Annotated in this window: 21 protein-coding genes and 1 pseudogene; 14 read left to right on the forward strand and 8 right to left on the reverse strand. The window is 67.2% G+C overall.

What is annotated here, in order from left to right; genetic code table 11:
* The first annotated feature begins 13 nt into the window (after positions 1-13).
* The 6 genes from Strain318_RS02960 to Strain318_RS02985 all read left to right on the forward strand — a co-directional run bounded on the left by Strain318_RS02960 (position 14) and on the right by Strain318_RS02985 (position 5,901).
* Complete coding sequence (locus Strain318_RS02960) at positions 14-1,360, forward strand: thymidine phosphorylase (RefSeq protein ID WP_367887045.1); 1,347 nt, start codon at positions 14-16, stop codon at positions 1,358-1,360.
* A gap of 6 nt (positions 1,361-1,366) precedes the next feature.
* Positions 1,367-1,600, forward strand: a complete 234-nt coding sequence (locus tag Strain318_RS02965; RefSeq protein ID WP_367887046.1) for a hypothetical protein — start codon at positions 1,367-1,369, stop codon at positions 1,598-1,600.
* Between the two features lie 151 nt (positions 1,601-1,751).
* A complete protein-coding gene (locus Strain318_RS02970) occupies positions 1,752-2,132 on the forward strand; it encodes a hypothetical protein (protein ID WP_367887047.1) in 381 nt (126 codons plus the stop codon).
* A 63-nt stretch (positions 2,133-2,195) separates the two neighbouring features.
* Entirely contained in the window at positions 2,196-5,030 is a 2,835-nt protein-coding gene (locus Strain318_RS02975; protein ID WP_367887048.1) for a hypothetical protein, read from the forward strand.
* Positions 5,027-5,443 carry a hypothetical protein gene (locus tag Strain318_RS02980; protein ID WP_367887049.1) on the forward strand — a complete coding sequence of 139 codons (417 nt, stop codon included), beginning with the start codon at positions 5,027-5,029 and terminating at the stop codon, positions 5,441-5,443. Before Strain318_RS02975 ends, Strain318_RS02980 begins: the two co-directional genes overlap by 4 nt.
* Positions 5,444-5,475: 32 nt before the next feature.
* Complete coding sequence (locus Strain318_RS02985) at positions 5,476-5,901, forward strand: hypothetical protein (RefSeq protein WP_367887050.1); 426 nt, start codon at positions 5,476-5,478, stop codon at positions 5,899-5,901.
* A gap of 11 nt (positions 5,902-5,912) precedes the next feature.
* On the opposite strand, the gene Strain318_RS02990 is transcribed toward Strain318_RS02985, so the two are convergent.
* The 6 genes from Strain318_RS02990 to Strain318_RS03015 all read right to left on the reverse strand — a co-directional run bounded on the left by Strain318_RS02990 (position 5,913) and on the right by Strain318_RS03015 (position 12,243).
* Entirely contained in the window at positions 5,913-7,022 is a 1,110-nt protein-coding gene (locus tag Strain318_RS02990; protein ID WP_367887051.1) for a hypothetical protein, read from the reverse strand.
* 5 nt (positions 7,023-7,027) lie between these two features.
* The gene (locus Strain318_RS02995; protein WP_367887052.1) at positions 7,028-7,735 is read right to left on the reverse strand and encodes an Ig-like domain-containing protein; all 708 of its coding nucleotides are present in this window, start codon (positions 7,733-7,735) and stop codon (positions 7,028-7,030) included.
* A gap of 127 nt (positions 7,736-7,862) precedes the next feature.
* On the reverse strand, positions 7,863-9,803 hold the full coding sequence (gyrB, locus tag Strain318_RS03000; protein WP_367887053.1) for a DNA topoisomerase (ATP-hydrolyzing) subunit B: 1,941 nt from the start codon (positions 9,801-9,803) through the stop codon (positions 7,863-7,865).
* Between the two features lie 138 nt (positions 9,804-9,941).
* Entirely contained in the window at positions 9,942-10,304 is a 363-nt protein-coding gene (locus Strain318_RS03005; protein WP_367887054.1) for a DciA family protein, read from the reverse strand.
* A 7-nt stretch (positions 10,305-10,311) separates the two neighbouring features.
* Positions 10,312-11,433 carry a DNA replication/repair protein RecF gene (recF, locus tag Strain318_RS03010; RefSeq protein ID WP_367887055.1) on the reverse strand — a complete coding sequence of 374 codons (1,122 nt, stop codon included), beginning with the start codon at positions 11,431-11,433 and terminating at the stop codon, positions 10,312-10,314.
* 18 nt (positions 11,434-11,451) lie between these two features.
* Positions 11,452-12,243, reverse strand: coding sequence for an enoyl-CoA hydratase/isomerase family protein (locus Strain318_RS03015; protein WP_367887056.1), 792 nt, complete (start codon positions 12,241-12,243; stop codon positions 11,452-11,454).
* Positions 12,244-12,266: 23 nt separating this feature from the next.
* Between Strain318_RS03015 and mtnA the strand changes: the two genes are divergently transcribed.
* From mtnA to Strain318_RS03030, 3 genes are read left to right on the forward strand one after another with little or no spacing between them, the layout of a single operon-like run.
* On the forward strand, positions 12,267-13,334 hold the full coding sequence (gene mtnA, locus Strain318_RS03020) for an S-methyl-5-thioribose-1-phosphate isomerase (protein ID WP_367887057.1): 1,068 nt from the start codon (positions 12,267-12,269) through the stop codon (positions 13,332-13,334).
* Between the two features lie 9 nt (positions 13,335-13,343).
* Positions 13,344-14,825 carry a glycerol kinase GlpK gene (gene glpK / locus Strain318_RS03025; protein WP_367887058.1) on the forward strand — a complete coding sequence of 494 codons (1,482 nt, stop codon included), beginning with the start codon at positions 13,344-13,346 and terminating at the stop codon, positions 14,823-14,825.
* On the forward strand, positions 14,822-15,151 hold the full coding sequence (locus Strain318_RS03030) for a hypothetical protein (RefSeq protein ID WP_367887059.1): 330 nt from the start codon (positions 14,822-14,824) through the stop codon (positions 15,149-15,151). The genes glpK and Strain318_RS03030 overlap by 4 nt, the downstream gene beginning before the upstream one ends.
* 6 nt (positions 15,152-15,157) lie before the next feature.
* Here the strand turns inward: Strain318_RS03030 and Strain318_RS03035 are convergent, their stop codons facing one another.
* On the reverse strand, positions 15,158-16,795 hold the full coding sequence (locus Strain318_RS03035) for an ATP-binding protein (protein ID WP_367887060.1): 1,638 nt from the start codon (positions 16,793-16,795) through the stop codon (positions 15,158-15,160).
* Positions 16,782-17,369, reverse strand: a complete 588-nt coding sequence (locus Strain318_RS03040; RefSeq protein WP_367887061.1) for a hypothetical protein — start codon at positions 17,367-17,369, stop codon at positions 16,782-16,784. Before Strain318_RS03040 ends, Strain318_RS03035 begins: the two co-directional genes overlap by 14 nt.
* A gap of 193 nt (positions 17,370-17,562) precedes the next feature.
* Here Strain318_RS03040 and Strain318_RS03045 point away from each other — a divergent pair, with 193 nt between their 5' ends.
* From Strain318_RS03045 to Strain318_RS03065, 5 genes and pseudogenes are all read left to right on the forward strand, one after another.
* Positions 17,563-19,611 carry a sigma-70 family RNA polymerase sigma factor gene (locus Strain318_RS03045; RefSeq protein WP_367887062.1) on the forward strand — a complete coding sequence of 683 codons (2,049 nt, stop codon included), beginning with the start codon at positions 17,563-17,565 and terminating at the stop codon, positions 19,609-19,611.
* 178 nt (positions 19,612-19,789) lie between these two features.
* Positions 19,790-20,017 carry a helix-turn-helix domain-containing protein gene (locus Strain318_RS03050; protein WP_367887063.1) on the forward strand — a complete coding sequence of 76 codons (228 nt, stop codon included), beginning with the start codon at positions 19,790-19,792 and terminating at the stop codon, positions 20,015-20,017.
* A 27-nt stretch (positions 20,018-20,044) separates the two neighbouring features.
* Positions 20,045-21,165, forward strand: a protein-coding gene (locus tag Strain318_RS03055) for an IS3 family transposase (protein WP_367885731.1) whose coding sequence is annotated in 2 segments (ribosomal slippage) — positions 20,045-20,306 and positions 20,306-21,165 — 1,122 coding nt in all. Because the reading frame shifts where the segments join, the coding sequence is not laid out codon by codon here.
* 15 nt (positions 21,166-21,180) lie between these two features.
* A pseudogene (locus Strain318_RS03060) lies at positions 21,181-21,336 on the forward strand (IS3 family transposase); the annotation flags it as partial.
* 149 nt (positions 21,337-21,485) lie between these two features.
* A complete protein-coding gene (locus Strain318_RS03065) occupies positions 21,486-21,968 on the forward strand; it encodes a cytochrome c maturation protein CcmE (RefSeq protein ID WP_367887064.1) in 483 nt (160 codons plus the stop codon).

Raw genomic sequence — 21,968 nt, forward strand, 5'->3', positions numbered from 1 at the left:
GACGAGGGACCGGATGTCTGTCGTCGACCTGATCGAACGCAAGCGCAACGGGGGACGTCTCGAGGCCGGCGAGCTCGCGGCCATGATGCGCGACTACGCGGCGGGCGCGATTCCCGACTACCAGATGTCGGCGTTCGCCATGGCCGTGTACTTCCGCGGCATGGATGACGTCGAGATCGAGGCGCTCACGACGGCGATGCTCGAGAGCGGCCGCATGCTCGAGCTCGGGCATCTCGGGCTGCCGCGCGTCGACAAGCACTCGACCGGCGGCGTCGGCGACAAAGTCTCGCTGATCCTCGCCCCGCTCGTCGCCTGTTGCGGGATTGCCGTGCCGATGATGTCGGGCCGGGGACTGGGGCACACGGGCGGGACGCTCGACAAGCTCGAGAGCATCCCCGGCTTCCGCACCCGCCTCACGCTCGAGGAGACGGCGGCGCAGCTGCAGCGGCTTGGCGTCGCGATGATTGGCCAGACGGCGGAGATCGCGCCGGCCGACCGCAAGTTCTACGCCCTGCGTGACGCCACCGCGACAGTGGAGGCCATCCCCCTCATCTCGGCGAGCATCATGAGCAAGAAGCTCGCCGAGGGCCTCACCGGGCTGGTGCTCGACGTGAAGACCGGCGCCGGTGCGTTCATGACGAGGCTCGAGGATTCGCTGACGCTCGCGAAGACGATGATCGCGCTCGGCGAACGGCGCGGCTGCCCGACCGTCGCGCTGCTCACGGACATGGACACGCCGCTCGGCGATGCCTGCGGCAACGCGCTCGAAGTCGAGGAGTCGGTGGCCTGCCTGCGCGGCAAGGGGCCGGCCGACCTTCGAGAGGTGACGCTGGCGCTGGCCACCGAGATGCTGCTGGTCGGCGGGGTGAGTGAGGACGTCGCCGATGCGCGGGCGCGCGCGACGCGTGCGCTCGACTCGGGTGCCGCGCTGGAGAAGTTCCGCGCGCTGGTCGCCGCGCAGGGCGGTGACGCGCGCGTGGTCGATGATCCCCACGCCGTGCTCCCGCAGGCGCCGGTCGTCAAACCGGTGCTGGCGACGAAGGCCGGGGTCGTGCAGCGCGTCGAGCCGCGCGTAATCGGCCGCGCGATCATCGGACTCGGCGGTGGCCGCACGAAGGTGGACGATGTCGTGGATCCCGCCGTCGGGGTCGTGCTGCACGTGAAGCCCGGCGCACGCGTGGAAGCCGGCCAGCCGCTGGCGACCATCCACGCGGCGAGCGAGTCGGCGCGGCAGGAGGCGGAGTACGCGCTGCGGCAGGCCATCCCGCTCGGCACTGGGACTCCGTCCAGACGTCCGCTGATTTCGCATCGGATCACGGCCCGGGGGGTGGAGGAACTCCCCGGCGTGGGTGCACATTAAGGCACCATGGAAAACTTCGAGAAGCTGGGCGCCCTCGGGGCGAAGGGAGTCGCCGGCGGCGCCGTGGCCGCTTGGCTCGGGTTTGCGTTCCTGACGCGTCCGATGTCGTCCGGCGGCGTGGACCCGGTGACGCACATGGCCATCATGGCCTCGACGTTCATGGTGTTCGGCATGTTGGCGCTCTCGCACTTCTGGTTCGGCCAGCAGCTCACGAAGGGCAAGGACTCGATCCTCGGCTGACACCAACGTGGGCGGACGCGCGTATTGGACGCGAACCCCTCCGCCCATCGTGTTTCGCCAGTGCTCCCTGCGTCGCGCCTTCGCGCACGCGGCTGTCGTCGCTACAGCCCTACTCTTCGCTGCCTCGACGCCGCAAGCCCAACAGCTTGAGGTGAGCGGGACGCTGCACAGCGTCTGGCGCGATCCTGTGCGCCCGGGAGAGACCCCGACCCGGCTCTTCGGTGTCGTCGACGATTCCGGGCGCGTCGCGCCGGTTCAGCTGACCGCGGAGCAGGCCGAGCGCTACGGTGGCTTCGATGCCATCCGACTGCGGCGCGTGCGCCTGAGCGTGTCGGCTGGGCAGGCGGCCACGATCCAGGAAATCCAAGCGCAGACGCCGGCGAGCCTCGCGCTGATGGCTGCCGAGGGGCCGCGCGTGATGCGGTACGTCACGTTGCTGTGCCGCTTTCCGGATTTCGACTGGGTCAATCCGGGCACGTTGGCCGACGCGGAGGCGATGTTCGGTCAGGCGTTCCCCGGCGTCGGTCACTAGTGGGACGAAGTGTCGAACGGCCAGCTGTCCTTGGAAGGCAGCATCGTGCGCGGGTGGTACGTGATGCCACAGCCCCGCGACGTGTACGTCCCCGGGGACTTCGCCAACCTCAACGGTCTCGCGCGCGATTGTGCGGCCGCCGCCGATGCCGATGTGGACTTCTCACAGTTTCAGGGCGTCAACTTCGTCTTCAATACGAATCTCGACTGCTGCAGCTACGGTGGCACGGGTTCGCTGACGCTCGATGGCGGCACGCGTGGCTACGCGATGACGTGGCTGGCGAGTAACGTCTTCAACGCCCTTGGTACGATCGCGCATGAAGTCGGACACTCGTTGGGGCTCTCGCATTCGAGTGGCTCATACGGGCTGGTGTATGACTCGCGCTGGGACGTGATGAGCGCGAGTGCCTGGCATCCGGTGCCCGGTACCGTGCAGTCCGTCGGGTCGCACATCAACGCCTACGGCAAGCGGCAGTTGGGGTTCATCCCGGCGGCGCGCGACTTCCTGGCCTCCCCGGGCACGCACGAGATCATCCTCGAGAAGACGGCGCGTCCGGCGGCGAACGGCCACTATCTCATCGCGCGCATCCCCACGCCGCGGTTCGGGCCGAACCAGTACTACACGCTCGAGGTCCGGGGCATCGGCGGGTACCATGCGGGTCTCGTCGGCGCGGGCGTGGTGGTGCATCGCATCGGTGGCGGTGGCGTGACGCCGTCCAACGTCATCGACCCCAACGACGACGGTGCACTGCTCGTCCCCGGCGAGCAGTTCATCGACGGGGTGAACGGCATCACCATCCGCGTGCTCGAGCGCGTGGGCGATGCGTTTCGCCTGCGGCTGGACGTCGCCGCAACCCCACAGGTCGTCGTGGAGTCGCCACTGCGACTCTATGTCGTCACGGCGGGGGCCGACAGCGTGATCACGGACAGCGCGCGCGTGACCTTGGTGGGCATGCCGGAGGGGACGGCGTGGACGGCCGGCAAGCAGATGAGCGGGCCGCTCTCGGTGCTCACCGCCGGCGGCACCGGAACGGCGATGCTGCGGTGGTCGGTGCGGACGAGCGGGCTCGCGGCCGGGCAATACGACCAGAGCATCCGCGTGGACGCCGGCGCGTTCGGTTGGGTCTCCGTGCAGGTGCGCGTGCGGGTGCTGGCGCCGTCGTCGCTGACGCTCGGGGTCTCGGGACCGGTGCGTCGCGATTCCATCATCGCGGGCGGGCAGCGGAACACCTTCAACTCGGTCGTCATCGGCGGCCCGGGAGCGGACACGACGTCATGGACCCTGACGACGTCCGCGCCGTGGATCACGATGGTGCAAGGTGCCGGTGTCGGCGCGGCCTCGGTCCAGTATGTCCGCAATACCGCTGGGTTGAATCCGGGGATGTACGTGGCCGAGCTCACACTGCGCGCCCCGGGCACCACGCTGCCGCCGCTTTCGCTCCTCGACTCGCTCGAGGTCCTGGAGCCCGTCAGCTGGCAGGTGACGCATCGGGGCGCGACGCGCACGACGCTCGGCCAGGGCGCCTTGCCGGCGCTGGATTCGATCCGCGTCGAGCTCAGCGGGCGCTACGGGACATCAGCGCAGTGGTACGCGGTGCAGGGCATCGGCTCGTACTACGTTCGTCCGGAGTTTCCGGGGCCGGTCGGGAGCGGATGGGTGCGCTTCCGGCGCGCGCCGGCCGACCTTACCCCGGGTGCGCATCCCGCGACGATCCGCCTCTACCTCGCGGCGGACCCGACGCAGGAGTACGACCTCGCCGACACGCTGATCGTCACGGCTGCCCCGGTGGGCATCACGTTGTCGACGCGGGTCACGCGCGACACTGTCCGTGGCCTCTCCTCCCTCAGCGAGGACTCCGTATTCGTGCAGCCCACGGGCCCGGGCAGTTCGTCCCGCGCCTGGCGCGCCATGAATGCGCGTGCGCTGCTGGCGTTTCCGTTGAGCGGAAGCATGCTTCCCAGCCAGCGCACGGGGCCGAACTGGATTCGCTTCATCCGCAACATCGCGGACCGCGCGCCGGGCTGGCACGTCGACACGCTCGACTTCCTCGAGGCCAACGGCTCGGTCGTGTTGGCGAAGCTCATCGACAGCCTCTACGTCGCAGCCGGCCCTGTCCCCACGACGCTGGCGATGTCGGTGCCCTCACGGCGCGCGGAACTGCGGGCAGGCAGTGCGGTGACCCTCGACGACAGCGTGCGCGTCATCGCCACCGGCGACGAGGCCGCGGGCATCGCGTGGACGGCATCGGCGACGGCCGCGTGGATCACGCTGCGGGCCACCGCGGGCACGGGCACGTCGCCGCTGCGCTGGACGCGAAGCGCCGCTGCATTGGCACCGGGCTGGTACGTGGACACGATCCGCGTGAAGGCGCCGAGTTTCGGTGCGCGCGCCAGCGTCATCGACTCGCTGCGCGTGTATGCGGCGCCGGTCATTGCGGGCGACGCAGCGCGGCCACCGGCGACGATGGGCGCCGCATACTCCGACACCCTGCGCCTCGTCGGCGGTCCCACGGGGACGGCGCAGTGGTCGCTGGCGAGCGGCGCGCTGCCCGCCGGGCTCACGCTTGAAGCCGCATCGGGCCGTGTCCACGGCATCGCCGAATCGAGCGGTGCGTTCGTCGCGACGGCGCGCGCCGTCATTGGTGCAGATACGGCGCTGCGCGAGCTGCGGCTCAGCGTACAGGAGCCGGTGCTCGCCCCCACTGCGGTCATCGCGCAACTGCTCGGCGGCGCGTCGTTGAACGCCGACGCGCTCCGGTATCTCGATTTGCAGGGCAACCGGAACGGTCGCCTGGATGTCGGCGACGTGCGCGCGTGGCGCCGGCGGCAGGCGCCGGCGCTGACGGCGGCGCAGCGCGCGGCGCTCGACACCGTCCTCGGTGCCGGAGGGACACCATGATCGGCTCGCGATGGAGACGGGGGCTGGCCCTCGGCGCTGCGGTCGCGCTGATCGGCTCCTGCGCCGAGCCCACCGCGCCGCAACGGCCCGTGGCCGGCGCGCTGCAGGTCACCTGGACGACGCCGCACGTGGATGATCGTTCGGCGCTGTTGCGCGTCGTGCTGCCGTCCGGGCTCTCGGCCACCGGGCTCGACGGCGCCACGCCCGGCATCGAGGTGTTTCACCGCCAAAGCGGCGATACGCTGTTCATCGCGGCGTTCGGCGAACTCGCCAGCGGGGCGCTCCTGCGCTTCGAGGTGCCGGATGTGCGGCAGGCGTCGCGGATTGCGGCGACGATCGTCGAGGTCGGCGCCGCCGACGATGCGCTGCGGACGACGACGGATGGCTACGCCGTCCGGGTCCAGCAGCCGTAGATTCTCCCCAACTTCAGCAGGAGTGCAGCATCGTGTTCGAGACCGTGAAACGCTACCGCCGTGGGATTGCCGTGCTCGTCGCGACCGTGGTCTGGTCCGCTGCGGCCGGCGCACAGTCGACGCGGCCCGCGCCCGCCGGCCCCGATCTGCAGGGTCTTTGGGATTTCACGATGCGCGCGGGTGATCGCATGTCGCCCGGCTTCTTCGCGCTGGGTCCCGTCGGGCAGAACTGGGCCGGCTCGATCACGATGTACCTGACGAATACGCTCGCGATCCCCGTGCTCACCGTCAGCGGCGACTCCGTGCGCATGGTCGTGGCGTCGCGCGAGGGCGATGTCGTGTTCCGCGCCCGGTTGAGCCAGGACGGGCAGTCCATGGAAGGCATCGTCGACTACCACGGCGGCGCGCGCCTGCCGATGGTAGCGACACGTCGCGCCCAACCAGTCGTTCCGCGCTGAGTTCGCGCCGACTACGGACAGATCGTCTCGGAGACGCAGGCAATCACGCGGATCCGGTAACTGACGTCGCTGAGGGAGCTGGCCTCGACGACGTAGTCACCGGCGGCCCAGAAGGAGGGCAGCACGCCAAGGAACCCGCCGCGCCGGAACACCTGCAGCGACGGGTTGTTCGGCGTCGAGGTCGGTTCGATGGCGACGCGATACAAGCCGTCGCGTGGCAGCGTGATGCGCCACCACTCCTGGGCGAACCCGAATGCGGCGTGGCAGTCCGATGCATCGAGGCTGCCGTCCGCGGCGGAGCCCAACGTGAGCGGACGGATGGTGGCCGTCGAGTCCGAGCACAACGCCACCTCGCGAGTCTCCAGCCTGATGGACGCGTTGAGGTGGTCGGGCTCACCGGCGACCCAGAGCACGTAGCTCCCGGGCGCGAGCATCCGCGCCACGAATGCGCGCCCCCAGGGATTGCGTCGCATCGTGACGCTCCAATCGGTGGACTCCATGATGGCGAGCAGCGGCATCACCTCCGCGGAGGACGCATCGATGCGCACGAGGGTGCTGTCGGTGAGCACGAGCCGTCGCCCCTCGGCGCGCAGGGTCGGATACCGCGGGCCGAGGGAGTCCTGCGGCCATTCCCCGAAGCCCGGGTGATAGCCGAGCGCGCAATCGTCGGCGGTGAGGGTGACAAGGGAATCGCTGCCGACGACGAGTGGCGCGGAGACGGCGCCGCGCTGGCAGAGCGTTTGCACGACCTCGTAGTCGCGCCGGAGGGTCCGGCCATGCGCCTGCACCGCCAGGCGCACCAAGCCGACGCGTCGCGGACGCAGCACACCGCCGGAGGCGTCGCCGGTGACCGTCGCGATGCTGGTATCGCTCACCGCCCAAACGGCGCCGACGGCATCCATGACGGGAATCGCGAGCGTGTCCCCCACCTGCACCGCGCGTTCGCTCGACGAGAAGCTGAACAACGCGCCGGGCGCGATGGGCGGGGGACCTCCACCGGACCTCGGGTCGAAATCGAGACTGACCGGAATGCCGAACTCGCAGGCGCTGCCGAGCGTCAGCACGGCCGCCAGGGCAATCGCGTGCCGGCGATGCGCGCGGCGGAGGGTCGCGATGGACATCACGACTACGGCACCGCCGTCGTGCGCAGCACCACGCGCAGGCTGGCGGTGTCGAACATGCCGCGCGTCGCAATCCAGATGCGATACCGCCCGGCCCCGAGTGTGGTCGGCTGAAGGCGTGCGCTGCTATCGCTGCCGTGCACCCACTCGAGCGCACGGCCGCCCACATCGAGCAACGCGATCGTCGGGCGCGTGCCGCTCGCGTCGGCTTCGATCTCCACGATGCGTGGCCCGGCCAGATGGAGTCGCCAGCCGTCCGCGCGGTTCGCGACTGCCGGTTGCCCGCTGGCCGTTCGTGGCAGCCAGCTCCAGGCGGCGAACGACGGCATGCCGCAGGACGACGCATCGAAGCCAATGGTGAGCACCGTGTCTCCGACCAGCGTGTCCTGCGGCGGCGTGGCGAAGCAACTGCTCGCGTACACGCCCAGCTGCACGGAGTCGCGGAATCCCGGCTGTGCGTATTCGATGTACGCGCTGCCGATGCGCCTCCCATGCACGCGGCCGTCGGCGGCGACCGTGACGACCGCGCTGTCCGATGAGCGCCACGTGCCACCGGAGGCGTAGAGGAGGCCAACCGTCGCGGTGGCGCCCAGTATCACGATCTCGGGTGAGATCATTGACGGCGTCGAGCCGAACGGGTCGTCGATGTTCCCGCCGCAGGCGACCGTGCCCTGCGTGAATGCGACCAGTGCAACGAGTGCGAGCGCGCGCATGCCAGCCTCCGGTGCCCACAGCATGCGGGAAATCATTCGGCCCCACAACCCTCAGGACCGCGCGTGTCCTAGGCTTGTGGGGCCGAACGATGGCGCGATGCCCTAGGCATCCCGCGATCGGCGCAGCCTAGATATCGAGGTTCGACGCGAACTTGGCGTTGGTCTCGATGAACACGCGCCGCGGCTCGACTTCGTCACCCATGAGGGTCTGGAAGATCTCGTTCGCCTGGAACGCATCGTCCTGCGTGACCTTGAGGATCGTGCGCGTTTCCGGATCCATCGTGGTCTTCCAGAGCTGGTCGGGATTCATCTCGCCGAGACCCTTGTAGCGCTGGATGTTGAGACCCTTGCCGTCCTCGCCGCCCATGCGCTGGGCGATGGCATCGCGCTCCTGCGTGTCGTAGGCGTAGTAGATCTCCTTGCCCTTCGACACCGAGAACAGTGGCGGCTGCGCGATGTACACCATGCCGGCGTCGATGAGCTCTGGCATCTGGCGGAAGAAGAACGTCAGCAGCAGGGTGCGGATGTGCGCGCCGTCCACGTCGGCGTCGGTCATGATGATGACCTTGTGGTAGCGCACGTTCTCGAGCGAGAACTCTTCCTTGATGCCGGCGCCGATGGCCGTGACGATCGTGCGGATCTCCTCGTTGCCGAGGATCTTGTCGATACGCGCCTTCTCGACGTTGAGGATCTTGCCGCGCAGCGGCAGGATGGCCTGGAACATGCGGTCGCGGCCCTGCTTGGCCGAGCCACCGGCGGAGTCACCTTCCACCAGGTAGAGCTCGCACATCGCGGGGTCGGAGAGCGAGCAGTCGGCGAGCTTGCCCGGCAGGTTGCCGACGTCGAGCGCCGACTTCTTGCGGGTCAGGTCGCGGGCCTTGCGGGCGGCCTCGCGCGCGCGGGCGGCGCTCAGCGCCTTCTCCAGCACGGCATTGGCGACGCGCGGATGCTCCTCGAGGTAGGTCGAGAGCCACTCGTTCACCGTCGTCTTCACCGCCGACTCGGCTTCCGAGTTGCCCAGCTTGGTCTTGGTCTGGCCCTCGAACTGCGGCTCACGGACCTTCACCGAGAGCACGGCCGTGAGGCCTTCACGGACGTCGTCGCCGGAGAGCTTGAGGTCCTTGTCCTTCTTGGCGAACGACGACTTGTCGAGGTGCTTGTTGATCACGCTCGTGAGCGCCGACTTGAAGCCGGTGAGGTGCGTGCCGCCCTCGTGCGTGTTGATGTTGTTCACGAACGAGAACACGTTCTCGTTGTAGCCGTCGTTGTACTGCAGCGCGATCTCGATGCCGATGTCGTCCTTCTCGCCGTCGAAGTAGACGATCTCGGAGTGCAGCGCCTTCTGCTTGGCGTTGAGGAAGCCGACGAATTCCCGGAGGCCGCCCTTCGCATGGAAGGTCTCCTCGCGCTGCTTGCCCTCGCGCTCGTCCTTGAGCGTGATGGTCACGCCCTTGTTGAGGAAGGACAGCTCACGCAGGCGCGACGCCAGCGTCGCGTAGTCGTACTCGAGTTCCGTGAAGATCTGCGCGTCGGGCTTGAACCAGACCTTGGTACCCGTATCCTTGGGCTTCACCTGGCCGAGCACCTTGAGCTTCGTCGTCGTGCCGCCGCGCGCGAAGTCCATGTAGTGCTCCTTGCCGTCGCGCTTCACCCAGACCTTCAGCACTTCGGAGAGCGCGTTCACGACGGACACGCCGACGCCGTGCAGGCCGCCCGAGACCTTGTAGGTGTTCTTGTCGAACTTGCCGCCCGCGTGCAGCACGGTGAGCGCGAGTTCGACGCCCGGCAGCTTCTCCACCGGGTGGATGTCCACCGGGATGCCACGGCCGTTGTCCTCGACGGAAATCGAATCATCCGGGTGGATGATGACGTTCACCGTGTCGCAGTAGCCGGCGAGCGCCTCGTCGATCGAGTTGTCGACCACCTCGTAGACGAGATGGTGCAGCCCGCGATGCGACGTCGAGCCGATGTACATGCCGGGGCGCTTGCGGACGGCTTCGAGCCCCTTGAGGACCTGGATGCCAGAGGAGTCGTACTGCGAATCGGCGACGTCGTTCGTCTTGGCCATTGGGGGACGAAAAAGGGGCGTGGAAACCGCGCGAAGATAAGCCGAATGTCCGCTCGTGGGAGCGACCCACAAAGCTAACGGTTTTTCAGGGCGAACGCAACGGATTTCGCGCGCGGCAAATGCCTGTGCGGCAATGGGTTAGGGAGCGCGTCCCGGACCCGGCTCCTGCAGCAGTTCCCAGCGGATCTTCTTCACGCCAGTGTCGCCCGTCGCGGCGTTCAGTTTCGCCACCAACGACCGCTCCATCATCGCCAGTTCCTGCATCCAAGCATGCGTCTTCACGCCCACGACCATCGTGCCGTCCTCGGCGATCAACCGCGCCTGCGTGACCTTCGCGATCTGCGTACCGACGAGGCGCGGCCAGAGCTCGAGGACCTGGGCACGATGCACGTCGTCGTCGAGTCCGCTCTCGCGCAGCGCCTCGGCCAACATCTCGGCGATCGGGCGCGGCGCGTTGCGTCCGCTGCGGCCGCCCGCGCGGGAGTCGTCGTAGTACGTCACGCCGCGCTCACCGCGTGAACGTCCCCGCGCGCACGCTCCAGCGCTGCAGCCGCGTGAACTGCGACGGGATCTCGTCCTCGCGCGGCACGCAGAGCACGCACTGCCCCACGCCCTCTTCCTCGAGCAGCGCGAGGATGCGTGCCGTGCGCCGGCGATCCAGCTCGGCGAAGGGATCGTCGAGCAGCAGCGCGGGAATCACGCCTGTCGCCTCCCGATGCGTGGCACTCTCGAGCATGCGCAGCACGATGGCCGCCGTGCGCTGCTGGCCGGCGCTGCCGACCTGCCGCAGGTCGTGCGCGTCGAGCCGCAGCACGAGATCGTCGCGATGCGGGCCGGCATGCGTGAGACAGCGGCGCAGATCCTGCTCGCGCTGCCGCTCGAGCTGCGCCAGCAACTCCGCCTGTGGATCGTCCGCGTCGGCGGCGCTGCCGGCGTACTCGAGGGCGGCGGGCTGCGTCTCGCCGATGGCCGCCGAGAGTGCGGTGAAGCGCGCGGCATGCGCGGCCGCCCACGCACGGCGCGCGCGCACGAGGATCGCCCCCTGCTCGGCGAGCGCCGGTTCCCACGCCGCGACGGCGGCGACGAGCGTGCGCGCGGCGCCCTTGCGCGTGGCATCGCGCAGCGCGGCGTTGCGCCGCAGCAGCGCGCCGCGGTAGCGCCGCAGCGCGTGGAGATACGCCGGCGACGTGAGTGCGAGTGTGATGTCGAGGTAGCGCCGCCGCTCGGCGGGCGCGCCCGCGATGAGGTCGACGTCGCGCGGCGAGAATGACACGCTGGGCAGCGCGTCGAGCGCGTCCGTGAGCTTCTCGGGCTCCGCACCGTCGAGCGTCACCTTCTTGCGGCCCGCGCGGTCAGCGCCGATGGTGGCGCGCATCGCCGGAAGGTTGCCGAGCTCCGCCGCGATGTGGAACGCCGGGGCGCCGTGCCGGATCAGGTCGCGGTCGCGCGCGCCACGCATCGAGCGCAGCATGCGGAGGTACGCGATGGCCTCGATCGCATTCGTCTTGCCCTGGCCGTTCTCGCCGACCAGGGCGATGCCCTCGGGCGGCAACTCGAGCCGCGCGGCCGCGATGTTGCGAAAGTCATGCAGCGCGAGCGCACGGAGCTGCGCGGACCGAGGCGACGACATGGCGCGCGCCGCCTGCGCCTACGCGCCCTTGAACGCCGCGGGTCGCTTCTCGAGGAACGCCGTCGTGCCCTCGCGCATGTCCGCCGTCCGCCCCAGCACGCCGAAGTGCCGGCTTTCCAGCGCCAAGGCATCATCCATCGACATCCCGGCGCCCTTCGCGACCACCTCGATCGCATGCGCGAGTGCCAACGGCCCGTTGGCGATCATCTCCTTGGCCATCGAGCGCGTCACGTCCAACAGCACCTCGGCGGGATACACCGCGTTCACAAGGCCGTAGCTCGCCGCCGTGTTCGCGTCGATCATGCCGCCCGTGAGGATCATCTGCATCGCGCGACCCGTGCCGATGAGGCGCGGGAGCCGCTGCGTGCCGCCGTAGCCGGGAATCAGCCCGAGCTTGGCTTCGGGCAGGCCGAACTTGGCGCCCTCGCTGGCGACGCGCACATGGCAGGCGAGCGCCAACTCCAGGCCCCCACCAAGCGCGAAACCGTTGATCGCGGCGACGACCGGCTTGTTGAGCCGCTCGATCTTCGTGAACACGCGCGAGCCCACCTGCGACAGCGATTCCAGCCCGGCCGGGCTGTCGGCGCCCTCGGCAATCTCGGCGATGTCGGCCCCCGCGACGAACGCGCGGCCGGCGCCCGTGAGGATGATCGCGCGGACCTGTTCGCGCTGCGACAGCTCGGTGAACGCCTTGTCGAGCTCGGCGATCACCGTCGCGTTGAGCGCGTTGAGCTTGTCGGGGCGGTTGACCGTGACGATCGCCAACGCATCGGCGATCTCGAGCGTGAGGAAGGTGAATGGCGTCGTCATGCCTACAATCTATATCTTGCAGCGTGCCCACACCTCCCGTGCAGACCGTCGCGTGGGCCCCGAGCGGGGCGCTGCGCATCGTGGACCAGCGGCGACTGCCCGCCGAGCTGGTGATGCGGGACCTCGCGAGCCTCGAGGACGTGGCCGAGGCGATCCGCACGCTGGCCGTCCGCGGCGCACCGGCGATCGGCGTCGCGGCGGCGATGGGGCTCGCGGCCGCTGCCGCGGCTGAACTCGAGCGCGGCGCACTCGCGGACGCCGCGCGCGCGCGGCTCTTCATTGAAGCGGGCGCGGCGACGCTGCGCGGCACGCGTCCCACGGCGGTGAACCTGATGTGGTCCTTGGACCGCATGCTCGCGGCCTTGCAGCAGGCCTCGGGCGCACCCGCGGCGCTGGTCGCCGCGATGCGCGAAGAGGCCGAACGCATTCGCGCCGATGACGTGGCGATGTGCGAGGCGCTGGGGCGTCATGGTCGCACGCTGCTCAAGGACGGCATGCGCGTGCTCACGCACTGCAACGCGGGGGCGCTGGCGACAGCGGGCATGGGCACCGCGTTGGCGCCACTGTATGTGGCGAAGGCCGAAGGCCTCGACATCGAGGTGTTCGCCGACGAAACGCGGCCGTTGCTGCAGGGCGCGCGGCTGACGGCCTGGGAGCTTTCGCAGGCCGGCATCCCCGTGACGCTGGTGACGGATGGCATGGCGGGGTCGCTGATGGCCGCGGGAAAGGTGGACATGGTCATCGTGGGTGCCGATCGCATTGCCGCCAACGGCGACGCGGCGAACAAGATCGGGACGTACTCGCTGGCTGTGCTGGCCAAGCATCACAAGATCCCGTTCATCGTCATCGCGCCGTCGAGCACCGTGGACCGCGCCATCCCGACGGGCGAGATGATTCCCATCGAGGAGCGTGCGGCGGAGGAGATCACGCAGGTCGCCGGCACGCGCGTGGCCGCCGAGGGCGCGCGCGTGTTCAACCCGGCCTTCGACGTGACACCCGCGGCGCTGATCTCCCACATCGTCACCGAAGACGGTGTGCTCTGCGCGCCCTATCACTTCGACCGCGCCACGCTACCGCTGCCGCCGGCGTAAGGAGACATCGTGCGTCACGTCCTCGCACTCGATGAAGGCACGACCGGCACGACGGCGCTCGTGATCGCCGAGGATGGGCGCGTGGTGGGGCGCGGGTACCGCGAGATCACGCAGCACTTTCCGCAGCCGGGCTGGGTGGAGCATGATGCCGAGGAGATTTTCGCGCGCACGGTCGACGCGGCGCGCGAGGCGCTGGCGCAGGCCAAGGTCACGCCCGATGCCCTGGGCATCACGAACCAGCGCGAGACGATCGTGCTGTGGGACCGGAGGACCGGGAAGCCCGTCGACAAGGCGATCGTCTGGCAGGATCGCCGCACGACGCGGCGCTGTGCGGCGCTGCGCGAGGCCGGGCAGGCCCCGGCGATCTACGCCGCGACGGGACTGGTCACGGATCCGTACTTCTCGGCGACCAAGCTCGAGTGGCTGCTCAAGGAGCGGACGCGCGGCATGGCGCCCGACACCCTGGCCGCGGGGACGATCGACACCTGGCTCATCTGGAAGCTGACGAACGGTGCCGTGCATGCGACCGATCCGACGAACGCGTCGCGCACGATGCTCTACGACATCAACACGATGGAGTGGAGCGATCAGCTCTGCGCGCTGTTCGGCGTGCCGCGGGAGATCCTGCCCGAGGTCCGGCCGTCGTCGGGGTCGTTCGGGGAGAGCGCCCGGGAGCATCTCGGCGTGGCGCTGCCGATCCTCGGCGTGGCGGGCGATCAGCAGAGCGCGATGTTCGGTCAGGGCTGCTGGAATCCGGGACAGAGCAAGAACACGTACGGCACCGGCGCCTTCCTGCTGTTCAACACCGGCGCGACGCGGCCACCGGGCGGACAGGGGATGCTGACGACACTCACCTGCGACGCGGCGGGAAGGCCCGTGTATGCACTCGAGGCCAGCATCTTCGTCGCCGGGGCGGCCGTGCAATGGCTGCGCGATGGCTTGGGGATCGTCGAGAAGGCCCATGAGACCGAGGCGATGGCGCGGTCGCTCGAGCGGAACGATGGCGTGTACTTCGTGCCGGCGCTCACCGGACTCGGCGCGCCGCATTGGGAGCCCGAAGCCCGCGGGACGATCGTCGGCCTCACGCGCGGCACCTCGCGCGAGCACCTCGTCCGCGCGGCGCTCGAGGCGATGGCCTACGGAACGACGGACGTGCTCGAGGCGATGCGCGGCGCGAGCGGCGCACCGCTCGACGTGCTGCGCGTCGACGGCGGCGCCGCGCAGAATGACTGGCTGATGCAGTTCCAGGCCGACGTCCTCGGCGTGCCGGTCGAGCGTCCCGATCTCGTGGAGACGACCGCCCTGGGAGCGGCGGGCCTCGCGGGCATCGCCGGCGGCGTGTGGCCCGATGCCAAGGCGTTCCACGCCTCGCGGACGTTCACGCGTTTCGCGCCGACGGCTGGTGTGAACGTAGCACGGCAGGGATTGGGCGGCTGGCGGCGCGCGACGCGCGCCGCGGTGAGTTGGGCCCGCGACCGCGACGACGGATGAAGTTCGCGCTGGTGTTCGTCCTGTTCTCGGGGACGTTCGGCGCGCCGCCCGAGCGGCCGCCGGAGGATCCGTGGTTCGGGCGCGACAAGCTGTACCACTTCGTGGGCTCCGCCGTGCTGCAGGGTGCGGGGCACGCAATCGGGCGCAGTGCAGGACTCGATTATCGCGAGGCCGCGTGGACGGCGGCGGGGCTGACGCTCACGGCGGGAATCGCGAAGGAGCTGTATGACCGCGCCGATGGCCGGTTCTTCTCCTGGCGCGATCTGACGGCAGATGTCGCCGGCGGCGGGAGCGGCGCGATTCTCGTACGACAGCTGGACAGATAGCGAGAATCAGGTGCGATAAAGGCTGGCGGCCGAGGCGGATACTCGGTTTAGTGATGCTCGAATCTCGTACAGCAGATCGTTTGCCGGGAGGTCCGGGTCAGCCTTCACCGTCTCGTGCCCGAGCGCGATAGCGTACTCGGAGAAGGCCACCTCGTACGCGAGCCGCCGGAACAGAACGTTCTCCGTGTCTCCATCGCCGAGCGCGGCTTCCACGGCTGGATGCAAGAGATTGATGAAGATTGTCAGCGAGGAGGAATCGTAAACGGACCTCGGTTCCTCTTTTCCGAGTTCCTCGAACCTAACCTGAAAGCCGCCAGTTGCACGCTTACGGTTTCCGGTACCACCCGCAGGATCTACCGACCTTGATCCGGAATCGCTCAAGTCACCGAGCCTTGGCAGGTCGGGTGCCTTGCGCCCTCTTGGATTGTCCGTTCTCTGCGGCGGCTCAGAAGCGAGTTCCCCTGGTTCACTCGCCCCTTCGATCCACGAAGACTGATCATCGCCCCCAAGTTCGGATCGAGCAGAACGACCGTGTGCGGGGCCGCTGCCGGAGGCAGAACGGATGTGAAAGAGCCGTCCCTGAACCTGTGCAAAATCCTTGTTAAGCACCTCCGCGATCTTGTCAGCTGCCTCTGCTAGCTTGCGGGCCTGCTCGGTCTTTCGGTGTTCTCTTGCATCGGAGACGAGCTCAAGTCTCGCTTTCTCGAGGCTGGCGCCGATGAAAGCAATAAGCGCGGCAGAGACGGGATGGAGCGGGTTCAGCGAGAGTGATCGGCTCGCATCAAAAGGCTGAATCGGGGATTCGTGGCGCTCGAGCGCCGGGACGTCGACATTGCCGAATAGGAACGCCCCGTATTCCTTGCGGTCGACTCCTCCCTTCTCGATCGCGACAAGGTTACCCGGGCCACAGGTTACCTGCACCCCTTGATCGAGCTCGCCCAGTAACGATCGCGCCACACGGACCACTAGAACGACATCTCCGAGCAAGGTCCGCTGGGCAGGAGATGGTTCAAACTTGAGCTCTCGCGACACGACGGGCTCTCGGGCAGAGCAAACGTGGTCGTTGACCGCAACCTCGGGAGAGAGTCCTCTGAATGCGCTGAGATGGCGTTCGATGTACTCGATCACCCGCGACGCCTCGATCCGAGGGAGAACGATGTCGTCAATTGTGACCACGGTGCCGTTTGCACCGGTCGTCGACTCATTTCGGACACGCCATTCAATCGGAATATCGCTGCCATTGGACGCATCAATAGCCGCGCGCGACAGATGCACAACGTTGCGCAATCCATTCCGGCGCGTGTCGACAGTGAGACTTGTGCCAATTCCGAACGCCGCAGACTTCCCTGTGCCGAACTTCCCTCGCCCTGGTCGGCCCGCAGCGCGATCACGGTTCTCTCCGTGCATTTGGAAGTAATGCTGCAGGTCGGACGCAGTCATACCGCGACCATTGTCGCTAATGAGAATTCGCCGTGCGCGCGGAGCGATTTCCACCTGCACGCTCGGTGTTAGACCGCGCTCAACATACTGAAGGCTATTTACTACATACTCCCAAACAACAGCCGCTTCATGCTTAAATGATGCGGCTGCTGCCAGCAGGTCGCGGCCCACATGAGATGTGACCTTGATGTCAGAGGCCTTCATGGCGTTCTCCGGGCTGAATAGCGTCCGCGGCCGCTTGGACGAACTCCAAGAGATCCGGTTCTTGCGCGAATAGCTCCAAGAGGCGAGTGATCTTGAGGTCTCGCATCTGCGCGTTCACATATGAGTCGATGCGGAAGACCACCATTGCTTCCGCACTCGTGGGCGGCCTCCTGCTCTCGATCCAGGCGCGCGCGGCTGGAAGAGATCGCAGTCGAAGCTCTTCGCGCCTCCAGCGGCGCTCGTCCGGGGACGCGGACCTCCGATCACGCCGGGCACGACTAGAGAACTCGGTGCTGCGCATCCGATGCTCGTTTTCCTTCACCCACTTGAGTCCCTTGGGTGTCAGGCTCCATCCATCCTTGCCAGTGCCGGCGAGCCAGCCATGCGACTTCTTCTTCGCGTCGGAGAGAAAGACGCGCACCAGCTCCAGATTCACTTGGTCCGGATACTTGGTCCAAGCGAAGCGAGAAGGAGCAATCGCGTGAGACTCGATTGCGATGTCCTCAGTGTCAACCACTTTCGAGGCGCCCCCGAGGGCAAAAACCGCGAAGGTGACGATTTCAACGTTGGACACTGGCACTAATCAATACCGAAAATGTTAATTGTGGGATTGACAAAGTATATTGTGTGCGTCATCGTTCCGCAACTCACACATCGATAGCATCCCTCACCAGGTTCGAATGCTTCCTCGCTGGGGAATGGCCGGGGCTCCTTTGCTACCTCGAGCGCTCCGCGACGCGTGGGCTCACGAGGAGCTTCCTGCCTGGTTGCAGGCCGAGCTCTCCGAAACTGGTGCTCGCACCTACTCCGACCTCTCAGTGTCGGCGATTGCTCCTGGCAAGTCGTTTAGCGAGCGCGGAAAGGCGCTCTTGGTTTGGCTCGTTAAGAGCCGACTCGCCGAGATTCAGGACTTGCCGGCGGTATCTGACCTGAATCTTCAGGTGTCGGTCGACTTCATCCCTTGGACAACTCGGACCCGTAACGCGGTCAGAAGCGCGGTATGGCAGCGTCAGTTGCCAGCCTCGCCGTTCGACTGGAGTTTGCTGCGCATCCGGGACATCATGGCCATCCCGAACCTCGGTCCAGGTTCATATTTGGATTTCGCGTGTACTCTTGAGGCGGGTGCTGTGGCTGACCTCCACAGTCAGTCCGAGGCGGACGCTGAGACTCCTGATTCGACCGAAGGGGAAGGGATTGAGGTCGAGCCCTGGATGAGGTTCGTCAGCCACTCAGATCCCAGATTCCGCGAGCACCTACCGCTTGGAGGCGAGACGCTCGCGGAGTTGGTTGAGAGCTTTGTCTCGGAGGTTGGTGGGGACGCGCAAGAGAAGGGTGCTCAGCTGCGTGAAGCTGTCATTCGGTCTCGCTTCACCGCCGAGAAGGTGAGCGCGTTGTCTCTCGAGGGGGCTATCGAGGACTACGTTGGTCGACTCACCGGACTCAAGGGAGACCGGCTTGCGAGAATACTCGACCGACTTCAGATGTCCGGTCAGTCTCGAGCATATACGCTGGAAGAAGTCGCTAGCCGCCTTGGCATCACCCGAGAGCGAGCGAGACAGCTGCAACTCAAATTTGACTCACGAATTTCACGGCACCCGGTCTATCTCCCACAGCTCGATGCCGCGCTGGAAATCTTAGAGTCCGAGGCGCCAATTGATGCTGAGACAGCTAGTCGCGTACTGAGAGATCGAGGCATCTCGGACGGTCCGTTTCATCCTCAGAGCCTCTTGAGCACAGCCGCAAGGCTCGGTCGACGTGTGTCTCTGATTCTCCAGGAGATTGCTGGTCAGTTAATCGTTGTGATTGAGGCAAGGGCACGTCTGAACATCGAAGTCGAGCGTGAGTCATCGCGCCTTGCATTTCAGGGAGGGGTGTTCCGGCCCGATTCAGTTGTGAGCGCACTGAGGCTTCGAGGCACGACTGCCGGACCAGAGGAAGTGAAGGCAGTGCTCAACCAGCTTTCGGAGTACGAGGAGTTAGCAGGAGGGTGGTATTGGCACCGCGGCCAACTGGGCAGCTATGTGGAGGTCACCGCGGCAGGGATGCTTGGTTTTGTCTCGGAGATCGACGTCGGCAGCATCCGAGAGGGGCTCGGAAAGGGGCTTAGGTGGCGGACAACTTCAGGTCGGATGAGCGCGCCGTGGATTCCGGTACCCCCTCCCCGCGAGGCGCTCGCGTCCTTCTTCCAGGCTCACCCTAGTTTCGTTCAGGTAGGCTCATCAGTGCGGTTGGCACCAGGAGCGCGTGTGTCCACTCGCGTCACACCGACGGAGTCGAAACTCGCAGATCTATTCAGGGAGTCTCCCACTGGGATTCTTGACCGAGCGAGGGTCATCGACCTCGCTGCGCGGCAGGACGTCAGTCCTTCTTCCACGGCACTGGCAATGACCTACAGCCCCTACCTCGAGAATCTCGGTGGCGGTATCTGGACTCTCCGCGGCCTGAAGCCGGACCCGGTCGCGATCGCGGAGTTGCGACGACAACTCGCAACTCGTGCCCCCGTTAAGCGCATCACAGATTTCGGCTGGCGAGATGATGGTCGACTCCACTTCTCATGCGTGCTTCCAAAGTACACGGAGGGGTTGGTTCTCTCTGCCCCTGCGACGATTGTGCGATATATCGCGGCGCGTACTTTCGCTTTTCCTCAGGACGATACCGATTTGCGAGTAGACGACAGCGGTATCGTGGGCGGATACAAGAGATGGCTCCGTCAGGTAGGGGCGGACGAAGGCGATGTCGCAACCTTCGTGTTCGATCTGATTGGCGGCTCAGCCGTTGTGGAGCTTATTCCTCGAGGATACCAAGAAGAAGACTGAGGCACGGCGGGCGCGACGGTGTCTCTCCGATAGGACGGTCGTGCTGCATGCAGCCACAACCGCAGAGCTGCCAGCTGAGCCAGTGGGACCTAGATGTCGGTTCTAAAGAGGTTGTTCACTGAGGCATAACTGAGGAAGCTGGAGGTGCGAGCCACCCAACCTTCAGCCAGAGGCCTCAGTGAACATCCACAACAATGCGCGATTGACCGCCTGGGGGCGAGCCGAGCTCGTCCGCCGGGTGGTCCTCGACGGCGAGCCGGTGCGCGCCGTCGCCGCGGCCCTCCACATCAGCCCGAGCACGGCTTACAAGTGGCTGCGCCGCTTCGCGGCCGGGGGCTGGGCGGCGCTGGCCGACCGCTCCTCGCGCCCGCGTCAGCTTCCCCCTGAGGTAGACAGTCGGAGTTAGACTTGGGACGGTGCCTATGGAGGAGCCATGCGCCGTTCGAAGTTCACCGAGTCCCAGATCGTGGCCGCCCTGCAGGAAGTCGAAGGCGGGGTGCCCATCGCCGAGGTGATCCGGAAGCACGGGATCAGCCGGGCGACCTTCTTCACTTGGAAGTCGAAGTACGGCGGGGCGACCGTCGCCGAGCTCAAGCGGCTGCGGGAACTCGAGGCCGAGAACGTGAAGCTCAAGCGGATGTACGCGGAGCTCGCGCTCGAGAATGCGGCCATCAAGGACGTCCTCAGTCGCAAGCTGTAGCGCCGCCCGCGAAGCGGCAGGTGATCGCGATCTTGGTGGAGGAGCACGGGCTGTCCGTGCGGCATGCCTGCCAGGTCGTGTCCCTCTCGCGGGCGGCGTACTACCGACCGCCGCCGGACCGGCTGGACCGCGACGCCGACGTGATCGCGGCGCTCACCGCGCTCGTGACCGAGACGCCGCAGTGGGGCTTCTGGATGTGCTTCGATGCGCTGCGCCTCGCCGGGCATCGCTGGAACTGGAAGCGCGTGTATCGCGTGTACTGCGCGCTGAAGCTCAACCTCAAGCGACGGACGAAACGCCGGATCCCGCCGCGCGAGCGGCAGCCGCTCGACGCGCCCGCGGTCCTCAACGGGATGTGGGCCGTCGACTTCATGAGCGACATGCTCTACAGCGGGACGCGTTTCCGCACGCTGAACGTGCTCGACGAAGGCAATCGGGAGGCCCTCGCGGTCGAGGTGGCGCTGTCGCTGCCGGCCGCGCGGGTGACGCAGGTGCTCGACCAGCTCGTCGCGCTGCACGGGGCGCCGAGCGCGCTCCGCTGTGACAATGGGCCCGAGTTCGTCTCGGTCGAACTCACCACGTGGTGCCGGCGCCATGGCGTGCGGCTGCTGCACATCCAACCGGGCAAGCCCAACCAGAACGCCTACATCGAACGCTTCAACGGGAGCTACCGCAAGGAAGTCCTCGACGCGTACCTTTTCGGCTCCCTTGACGACGTCCGCGCCGAGACCGAACGCTGGCTCACGATCTACAACACGCGGCGGCCGCACGACAGCCTCGGCCGGGTCCCGCCGCTCACCTTCCTGCCGAGGTCACCCGCGCCGCTCCAGTCTAGTTACGAACGGTCTGCCTGACGGGGAAGCTGACGGAAGGGGCGGGAGGACGTGGAGTATGCGACGCTGGAATGGGTGGCCTGGTACAACAGCCAGCGCCTGATGCAGCCGCTCGGGGACATCCCCCCGGCGGAGTACGAAGCGCAGTATTATCACACCCAGGCCGCGTCCGCGGCCGTGGGACTCAACTAACCGAGTCTCCGGAAATCCCGGGCCGATTCAGCGGTGGAAGCGGCGCGATTCTCGTACGACAGCTGGACAGATAGCGGACCACGTGGACGGGACCCTTTGCCCACCGCCGCGACTATATTGAAGCGTACGCGAATCCTGGGAGCCCCCTGATGCACCCCCGCACCAAGTTCCTCCTCGGCGGAGCCGTCGTCCTCGGCGCCGCAGGCGTCCTGATGGCCGGCGCCATCAAGGACACCGGCATCTACTTCCTGATGCCCGCCGAGCTGGAAGCCAAAGTGGCCGAAGACCCGTCGATGGTCGGGACCGGCGTGAAGGTCGGCGCGAAGGTCGTGCCGGGGACGGTCGTACGCGACTCGTCCGGCCGCATGGTCACGTTCCAGATGACCGACGGCAAGGCGACGTATCCGGTCGTGTACCGCGGGATCATCCCCGACACCTTCTCCGATTCCGTGGAAGTGGTCGTCGAAGGCCGTCTCGATGCGACGGGCACCTTCCAGGCGACGACGCTGCTCGCCAAGTGCGCCTCGCGCTACGAAGCCACGCCGGAGAGCTACGAGGCGATGCGCAAGGCGATGGAGAGCGGCGCCCCGATGCCGGCGGGCCACGACAGCGCCGCGACGAAGTCGTACTGA

The sequence above is a fragment of the Pseudogemmatithrix spongiicola genome, assembly GCF_030623445.1.
Classification (GTDB): domain Bacteria; phylum Gemmatimonadota; class Gemmatimonadetes; order Gemmatimonadales; family Gemmatimonadaceae; genus Pseudogemmatithrix; species Pseudogemmatithrix spongiicola.